Source organism: Vibrio sp. VPAP30, assembly GCF_001188205.1.
Taxonomy (GTDB): Bacteria; Pseudomonadota; Gammaproteobacteria; order Enterobacterales; family Vibrionaceae; genus Vibrio; species Vibrio bivalvicida.
The window spans coordinates 1-7890 of record NZ_LBLS01000020.1; the positions used below are offsets into that span (position 1 = coordinate 1).

Genomic DNA, 7890 nt, shown 5'->3' on the forward strand with positions numbered 1-7890 from the left:
AAGCTCTGCAATGAAATTGCACACAAATTAAATACGCGCCCACGCAAAAGACTTGGGTATAGGACACCAACGGAGTATATTCATGCGCATCTGTAGCAAGTGTCGCACTTCAAACTTGATACTAAGTTGAACCTGAGTTCACCGTTTCTAAGCTTGCGTGTTTCGATGTTATAGCTTGCCATTTGTCCTACTCCTGAGGGGGACTATAGGGGGACTGACGGAAGTAATTCCATATAATTCTAGGTAGTTTGCTGTATATTTGTACAGCATTTATTAAAGGCTAAGTCATGACAAACATTGATAAAACCAATAAATACGCGGCAAACCGCTTTTCCATTGCGCCCATGCTCGATTGGACAGATCGCCATTGTCGATACTTCCATCGTTTACTAACCAGTGAAACTCTGCTGTACACCGAAATGGTGACAACAGGTGCGATCATTCATGGCAAAGGGGATTTCTTAGCCTATAACCAGCAAGAGCATCCGCTAGCGCTTCAGCTTGGTGGTTCGAACCCTCAGGATTTGGCTACGTGTGCTAAGTTAGCCGCAGAGCGTGGTTATGATGAGATAAACCTTAATGTGGGCTGTCCTTCCGACCGAGTGCAAAATGGTCGTTTTGGTGCGTGCTTAATGGCAGAGCCAGAGCTGGTGGCTGAATGTATTTCTGCAATGCGCGATGTGGTTGATGTGCCTGTAACGGTGAAAACGCGTATTGGTATCGATGACCAAGATTCGTATGAGTTTCTGACCGACTTTGTTTCTATCGTTTCTGAGAAAGGCGGCTGTGAGCAATTCACTATTCATGCTCGTAAAGCTTGGCTATCTGGCTTAAGCCCGAAAGAAAACCGTGAAATCCCACCATTAGACTACCCACGTGCCTATCAGCTAAAGCAAGATTTCTCTCACTTAACGATTGCCATCAATGGTGGTGTGAAAACGTTAGCAGAGAGCAAAGAACACCTACAGCACCTAGATGGTGTGATGGTCGGTCGTGAAGCGTATCAGAACCCATATATTCTTGCTGAAGTCGATCAGCAAATCTTTGGTTTAGATAAGCCAGTTAAAAAGCGTACTCAAGTGGTTGAAGAAATGTACCCATACATTGAACAACAACTGTCGAGCGGGGCTTACTTAGGTCATATCACTCGACATATGCTTGGTTTGTTCCAAAACATGCCAGGGGCGCGCCAATGGCGTCGTTACATCAGCGAAAATGCGCATAAACCAGGTTCGGGTATTGAAGTGGTTGAAGCGGCATTAGCAAAAATCCCCAAAGAATTGAATGTGTAAAAAATACCTACATGCTTGGTTAATTTTACCTCATTGACAAATTAAAAAGAGCGCTCAAATTGAGCGCTCTTTTTAATTTGTTGTTTTTCAATGCTTTAAGTGGCTATGAGTATTTGGCACGTATTGTGATAGATAGTTTATATAAACTAAGGAGAATCATATGTTTGAACTGATTTTTATTATGGTATTTGCTGCGACACTGTTGGTTACAGGAGTGACTATGGTGACGGTACTCGCAGGCGTTGCGTTTTCGTTGGTGGTTATGGTGTTACTCGGCATGGTAGGTGCGGTATTCAAGTTGTTGCCTTGGCTTATCGTAATTGCAATTGGTATTTGGTTCTTTAAATCCTATGTGGCTCAACCTAGGTAATTGCAATCTAAAGCGAAATACTTAATGGCTAGTCGCACAAATATGCTTTAGTATTTGTCGCATACCACTGTTATCTATGCTGAGGCAGCAAAGTGGTCGGCTGCCTATCGCTAATACTCGGAGAGTCACATTCATGGGTTTAAAAACCGCAATTGCACTGGCAGCTGTTGTTTCTACGTCTGCATTGGCAGAGTCATCTTTAACCACTAAGTTTGGTGCTGAAATGTGGTTTCCAAACACCGAGGTGAATGAGGTTAGCCGGGAAAGTGATACCACACCGAGCTTCTATGTCGCGCTAGAGCATGATGTGAGCTATGTTCCTGATGCGCGGGTTCGCTATTCAACCGTCGATGCCGATTATATGGCGTTTAATAAGTTGGACCTTACTTTGTATTACCGCATTCTTGAACATGATTTAATGCACTTTGATGCGGGTATGACATTTAGTGACTTGAGCAATACTAAATACGTGAATGCAGATACCAATGCAGTTAAGAGCTTTGATGAAATGATTTGGGCCTGGTATGGCTACGCAGAGTTAACCGTACCGAACACTAACCTTGATGTTATTGGTGAGATGAACTTCGGTAACAATAGTGGCATTAAGAGTACTGACCTGATGGCAGGTTTGCAGTATCGATTACCGCTTGGCAGTAGCACTCTTGCGTTGCGAGGGGGTTATCGAGTCATTGATCTTGAAGCTGAAGAGATTTTTAAGCCAGGTGCAGATTCAAAACTTGGTAAGCCATTTATTTTCGCCAATGGTTTCTTTGTTGGGGCCGATTTCTCATTCTAAGCTAACCAGAAAGCTTTTTAAAACGTCGCCTTATAACGCGGCGTTTTTTTATATCTATTACTTATATTTAGACTTTTCATTTAGCACTTTCTTGTCGATTGACCATGCTTAACAAGGAATATTGTTTTAGCCAGAGAAAGGAATCTCATGACTATCAATGAACTTAGACATCTTTATCGAGAGCAGCAACTGATTGAAGCCATCATAGAGCCATCAGCCCAAGAAGGCTGTTGGATCGTTGAGTTTCGTCATGCGCGTGGAGGCTTCGTTTTGTTAACGGACTCTCATGGTGAAGAGTGTCACTATATGAACTTAGACCTTGCGTCAAAGTCTGCAATGGCGGTAGGTTTCAAGCAAGTCCGAGTAGAAGCTAAATAATAGAGTTAGGCCAATTCTTCTCCTTTCTTTAATTCTAAAAGTTATAAAACATTCACTTCTATTCTTTCTTGTTATTAAGGAGAGTGGTTAATCTATCATCACGCAATGAATAGGGATGTCGAGACCATGTCTTTGAACAAGAACGTGTCCTCTCAAGGAAACACACCACAAGAATTACCATCAATCGCTGCTCCTCTTAACGATCAACAGCTTAGCTCACTGCAACAGACAGTAACAGATCTGTCAGCGCAGCAGTTGGCTTGGGTGAGCGGTTATTTCTGGGGTTTAGCTCAAGCTCAACCAGCTGCAGCTTCTGCTCCAATTAATCAAGCGGCTGCCGCAGTAGCAGCAAAACCTGCTGGAAAACTATCAATTATTTTCGCGTCGCAAACTGGTAACGCCAAAGGTGTCGCTGAAACGCTAGAGCAACAAGCAAAAGCGCAGGGCATCGCGGTAGAGCTATTCGATGCTAGCGACTACAAAGGCAAAAACCTCGCTAAAGAGACGCATGTTATTTTCGTAGCGTCCACAAATGGTGAAGGTGAAGCGCCAGATAATGCTATTGAGCTACATGAATTCTTACAGTCGAAGAAAGCGCCAAAACTGCCGAACCTCAAATATGGAGTGATTGGTTTAGGGGATTCGAGTTATGAATTCTTCTGTCAAACGGGCAAAGATTTTGATGCTTTCTTGTCTAAACTAGGCGCGACTCCGTTTATCGATCGTGTTGATCTTGATGTTGATTATGATGCGCCAGCAGCAGAGTGGCGTGCGTCAGCACTCGAAAAAGTAAAAGAGGCGCTATCTTCTGGTGCAGAAGCTGAGGTGGTACAACTTCCAGTAGGCCAAGCGGCACCAGGACATTCTCCTTATAACAAGCAAAACCCTTATACAGCGACGCTGCTGACGAGCCAAAAAATAACAGGCCGTGATTCAGGTAAAGATGTTCGCCACGTAGAGATCGATCTCGAAGAGTCAGGTTTAACTTACCAACCGGGTGATGCGCTAGGCGTATGGTTTGAAAACAGCAGCGATCTCGCTAATGCCATTTTAGCTAAAACGGGCCTATCAGGTGTAGAAAGCATTGAAGTTGATGGGGAGAGCCTATCGATTCATAGCGCACTGGTTAGCAAATTTGAGATCACAGCGGCTAACCCTCAGCTAGTGACTAAGTTTGCAGAACTATCTGGCAGTAAAAAGCTACAAAAGCTGGTGGAAGATAAAGACAAATTACGTGAGTACGCAGGTAACACGCAGGTTGTTGATGTACTCGCAGAGAAGAAATCTAAGCTATCGGCAGAAGAGCTTATCAGCTTATTACGTCGTCTAACTCCACGTCTGTACTCTATTGCATCTAGTCAAAGTGAAGTGGATGAAGAAGTTCACCTAACAGTGGGTTTAGTTGAATACGACAAGGGAGATGAAAAGCGTTACGGAGGCGCATCGAGCTTCTTATCACAGCGCTTGGAAGAAGGTGGCGAGGTGAAAGTCTTTGTTGAGAACAACAATAACTTCAAGCTACCTCAAGATGACAACACCCCCGTAATCATGATTGGCCCAGGTACAGGTATTGCGCCTTTCCGCAGCTTTATTCAAGAGCGTGACAACCGAGATGCAGAAGGTAAAAATTGGTTGTTCTTCGGTGATCGTACCTTTACTCAAGATTTCCTCTACCAAGTGGAGTGGCAGAAGTACCTTAAGTCTGGATTGCTAAATCGCCTTGATGTGGCGTTCAGCCGTGATCAAGCAGAGAAAGTCTATGTCCAACACCGCATTCTAGAAAATGCCGAGCAAGTTTGGCAGTGGATTGAAGAAGGTGCCTACATCTATGTCTGTGGTGATGCCACTCGCATGGCGAAAGATGTCCATGAAGCCTTGATTCACGTTACCGAGCAACAAGGCAAACTGTCACGTGATGATGCGGAAGAATTTATTAACGAACTACGTAAAGCGAAACGTTATCAAAGGGATGTGTACTAATGACTTTTTCTACTGAGAATAATAAGCAGCTTGTACTAGGTGAAGAGTTAGGAAAGCTTTCTGATAACGAACGTCTAAAAACGCAAAGTAACTTCCTGCGCGGTACGATTGAACAAGATCTGCAAGATAGAATTACTGGTGGTTTCACGGCCGACAACTTTCAGTTAATTCGTTTCCACGGTATGTATCAGCAAGATGACCGTGATATTCGCAATGAACGTACTAAGCAAAAACTGGAGCCGCTACACAATGTCATGCTGCGTGCGCGTATGCCAGGTGGCATTATCAGTCCAGAGCAGTGGCTAGCGATCGACAAGTTTGCAACAGACCACTCACTATATGGCAGTATTCGTCTTACGACGCGTCAAACCTTCCAGTTTCACGGGGTTCTTAAGCCGAATATTAAGTTAATGCACCAAACCCTCAATAGCATTGGTATTGATTCAATTGCAACTGCGGGTGACGTTAACCGTAACGTCCTGTGTACGACTAACCCAATCGAATCAGAGCTGCATCAGGAAGCTTACCAGTGGGCGAAGAAAATCAGTGAGCACTTGCTACCTAAGACGAAGGCATACGCAGAAATTTGGCTGGATGGCGAGAAAGTTGAGACAACTGAGGGTGATGAGCCAATCCTAGGCAAGACCTATCTTCCACGTAAATTTAAAACCACGGTAGTGATTCCGCCGCAAAATGATGTTGATGTTCATGCCAATGATCTTAATTTCGTTGCGATTGGTGAGAATGGCAAGCTGGTGGGCTTTAACGTCCTTGTCGGTGGTGGATTGGCAATGACTCACGGTGATACTTCTACCTATGCACGCCGTGCTGATGATTTCGGTTTTGTTCCCTTAGAGAAAACACTTGATGTTGCAGCCGCAGTAGTAACAACTCAGCGTGATTGGGGTAACCGTTCAAACCGTAAGAATGCTAAAACCAAATACACACTAGACCGTGTTGGTATTGATGTATTTAAAGCAGAAGTGGAAAAACGCGCTGATGTTAAGTTTGCTGAAAGTCGACCATACGAGTTTACTGATCGTGGCGATCGCATTGGTTGGGTAGAAGGTATTGATGGCAAGCATCATTTAGCTCTATTTATAGAGAATGGTCGTTTACTGGATTTCCCGGGTAAACCACTTAAAACTGGCGTTGCGGAAATTGCCAAGATTCATAAAGGTGATTTCCGTATGACTGCCAACCAAAACTTAATTGTAGCGGGTGTCTCGAAAAGTCAAAAATCCAAGATTGAGAAGATCGCACGCGAACATGGCTTGATCGATGATAGCGTGAGCGAGCAACGCAAGAACTCTATGGCGTGTGTTGCTTTCCCTACCTGCCCACTTGCGATGGCTGAAGCCGAACGTTTCCTTCCTCAGTTTGTTACTGATGTAGAAGCTATCCTTGAAAAGCATGCTTTACCGGAAGAAGACAATATTATCTTACGTGTGACTGGCTGTCCGAACGGTTGTGGTCGCGCGATGTTGGCCGAAATTGGTCTAGTGGGTAAAGCTCCTGGTCGTTATAACCTTCATTTAGGAGGTAACCGAGCCGGAACGCGTATACCAAAGATGTATAAAGAGAACATCACCGATAAGCAGATACTTGAAGAGATCGATCAACTGGTTGGTCGCTGGGCACAAGAACGTGAAACAGGTGAAGGGTTTGGTGATTTCACTATCCGTGCTGGAATTATCTCAGAGGTAAAAGTATCGAAGAGGGACTTACATGCTTGATTCTGTGGCTTCTAAACCAAAGTTAGCGCAGCTACTCTCATTAACTAAGACGGAACAAATACTCCAGCTTGGTCAAATCAATGCAGAGTTAGAAGTACTAACCGCACAGCAAAGAGTTGCTTGGGCGCTTGAAAACCTTGAAGGCCAGTTTGCGGTTTCTTCTAGTTTCGGTATTCAGGCTGCCGTTACGTTGCACCTCGTTACTGAGCAAAAACCAGATATTCCTGTCATCTTGACTGATACGGGTTATCTGTTCCCGGAAACATACCGCTTTATTGATCAACTTAGTGAACAATTGACATTAAACCTCAAAGTCTATCGCGCTAAAGAAAGTGCCAACTGGCAAGAAGCGCGTTATGGGAAACTGTGGGAACAAGGTATAGAGGGAATAGAGAAATACAACAAACTAAATAAAGTCGAGCCGATGAGGCGAGCGTTAGATGAACTAGAAGTTGGAACTTGGTTCTCAGGCTTACGCCGCGAGCAATCAAAATCAAGAGCAAATCTACCAATCTTATCGATTCAAAATGGTGTGTTTAAATTTCTGCCTGTTATCGACTGGACAAATAAGGATGTTCACTACTACCTAGAGCAGAATGGCCTTTCTTACCATCCACTGCGTGATGAAGGATATCTATCTGTTGGTGATACTCACACGAGTAAAAAATGGCAACCGGGTATGAGTGAAGAAGAAACCCGCTTTTTCGGCTTGAAGCGTGAATGTGGTCTTCATGAAGATGATAGTGAACAAGATGGCTCTGGAATTTAGTTTCTCCCTCTATATATAGATAGAAAGGTCGCGTTTGCGGCCTTTTCTTTTTGTATGAAAAGTGGCAAGTGTGGATAACTCTGTGAATATATTGTTTGCTCTTGTTGGGTAAAGTTGGATAAATAAGGCTTTGGGCGAAAGTTAGCCTGTTAATCGTTATTTTTGCAATTTTTTCAAAATAACGCTTGCCAATGTGAGCGCGATCTCTATAATGCCTCCTCGTCGACAGGGCAAGGGCTCGCAAGGGTTCAAGCGAAATCGACAGGCTAACTAGCTAAGCGGAAACGCTTGAAAAAAACTTTTAATAAAGTGGTTGACACTGAAGTTTAAAACGCTAGAATGGCCGCCTCTTCCGAAGTGATGCGAATCACAAAGAAGAGAAGCTCTTTAAAAATATAGACCTATCAATCTGTGTGGGCACTCGTTGATGATAATCCAAATGGTTTCTTCGGAAACAATTTAGGTTTCAATGAACTGAGTGACCAATTTGATAACTTCGGTTATCGAGCACAGTCAATTCATTATCGTTCTGTTGGAACGATAATAGCTTTAAAATTACACAGTAGTTT

General features: G+C 43.7%; 7 protein-coding genes. All 7 read left to right on the plus strand.

Annotated features, from left to right (window positions below; genetic code table 11):
- The first annotated feature begins 287 nt into the window (after positions 1 to 287).
- The 7 genes from dusA to ZX61_RS08990 all read left to right on the plus strand — a co-directional run bounded on the left by dusA (position 288) and on the right by ZX61_RS08990 (position 7321).
- A complete protein-coding gene (dusA, locus tag ZX61_RS08960) occupies positions 288 to 1292 on the plus strand; it encodes a tRNA dihydrouridine(20/20a) synthase DusA (RefSeq protein WP_049844312.1) in 1005 nt (334 codons plus the stop codon).
- Positions 1293 to 1452: 160 nt separating this feature from the next.
- Positions 1453 to 1662 carry an envelope stress response protein PspG gene (gene pspG / locus ZX61_RS08965; protein ID WP_049844313.1) on the plus strand — a complete coding sequence of 70 codons (210 nt, stop codon included), beginning with the start codon at positions 1453 to 1455 and terminating at the stop codon, positions 1660 to 1662.
- 133 nt (positions 1663 to 1795) lie between these two features.
- Positions 1796 to 2458, plus strand: coding sequence for a TIGR04219 family outer membrane beta-barrel protein (locus ZX61_RS08970; RefSeq protein WP_049844314.1), 663 nt, complete (start codon positions 1796 to 1798; stop codon positions 2456 to 2458).
- A gap of 147 nt (positions 2459 to 2605) precedes the next feature.
- The gene (locus ZX61_RS08975; protein ID WP_049844315.1) at positions 2606 to 2836 is read left to right on the plus strand and encodes a hypothetical protein; all 231 of its coding nucleotides are present in this window, start codon (positions 2606 to 2608) and stop codon (positions 2834 to 2836) included.
- A 126-nt stretch (positions 2837 to 2962) separates the two neighbouring features.
- Positions 2963 to 4816 carry an assimilatory sulfite reductase (NADPH) flavoprotein subunit gene (locus ZX61_RS08980; RefSeq protein WP_049844318.1) on the plus strand — a complete coding sequence of 618 codons (1854 nt, stop codon included), beginning with the start codon at positions 2963 to 2965 and terminating at the stop codon, positions 4814 to 4816.
- Positions 4816 to 6552, plus strand: coding sequence for an assimilatory sulfite reductase (NADPH) hemoprotein subunit (gene cysI / locus ZX61_RS08985; protein WP_049844316.1), 1737 nt, complete (start codon positions 4816 to 4818; stop codon positions 6550 to 6552). Before ZX61_RS08980 ends, cysI begins: the two co-directional genes overlap by 1 nt.
- On the plus strand, positions 6545 to 7321 hold the full coding sequence (locus tag ZX61_RS08990) for a phosphoadenylyl-sulfate reductase (protein WP_049844317.1): 777 nt from the start codon (positions 6545 to 6547) through the stop codon (positions 7319 to 7321). Before cysI ends, ZX61_RS08990 begins: the two co-directional genes overlap by 8 nt.
- Positions 7322 to 7890: the final 569 nt, after the last annotated feature.

Coding starts and splice junctions, on each gene's coding strand:
- cysI (WP_049844316.1), top strand. CDS start 4,816: ATGACTTTTTCTACTGAGAATAATAAGCAGCTTGTACTAGGTGAAGAG.
- ZX61_RS08980 (WP_049844318.1), top strand. CDS start 2,963: ATGTCTTTGAACAAGAACGTGTCCTCTCAAGGAAACACACCACAAGAA.
- ZX61_RS08990 (WP_049844317.1), top strand. CDS start 6,545: ATGCTTGATTCTGTGGCTTCTAAACCAAAGTTAGCGCAGCTACTCTCA.
- ZX61_RS08970 (WP_049844314.1), top strand. CDS start 1,796: ATGGGTTTAAAAACCGCAATTGCACTGGCAGCTGTTGTTTCTACGTCT.
- dusA (WP_049844312.1), top strand. CDS start 288: ATGACAAACATTGATAAAACCAATAAATACGCGGCAAACCGCTTTTCC.
- pspG (WP_049844313.1), top strand. CDS start 1,453: ATGTTTGAACTGATTTTTATTATGGTATTTGCTGCGACACTGTTGGTT.
- ZX61_RS08975 (WP_049844315.1), top strand. CDS start 2,606: ATGACTATCAATGAACTTAGACATCTTTATCGAGAGCAGCAACTGATT.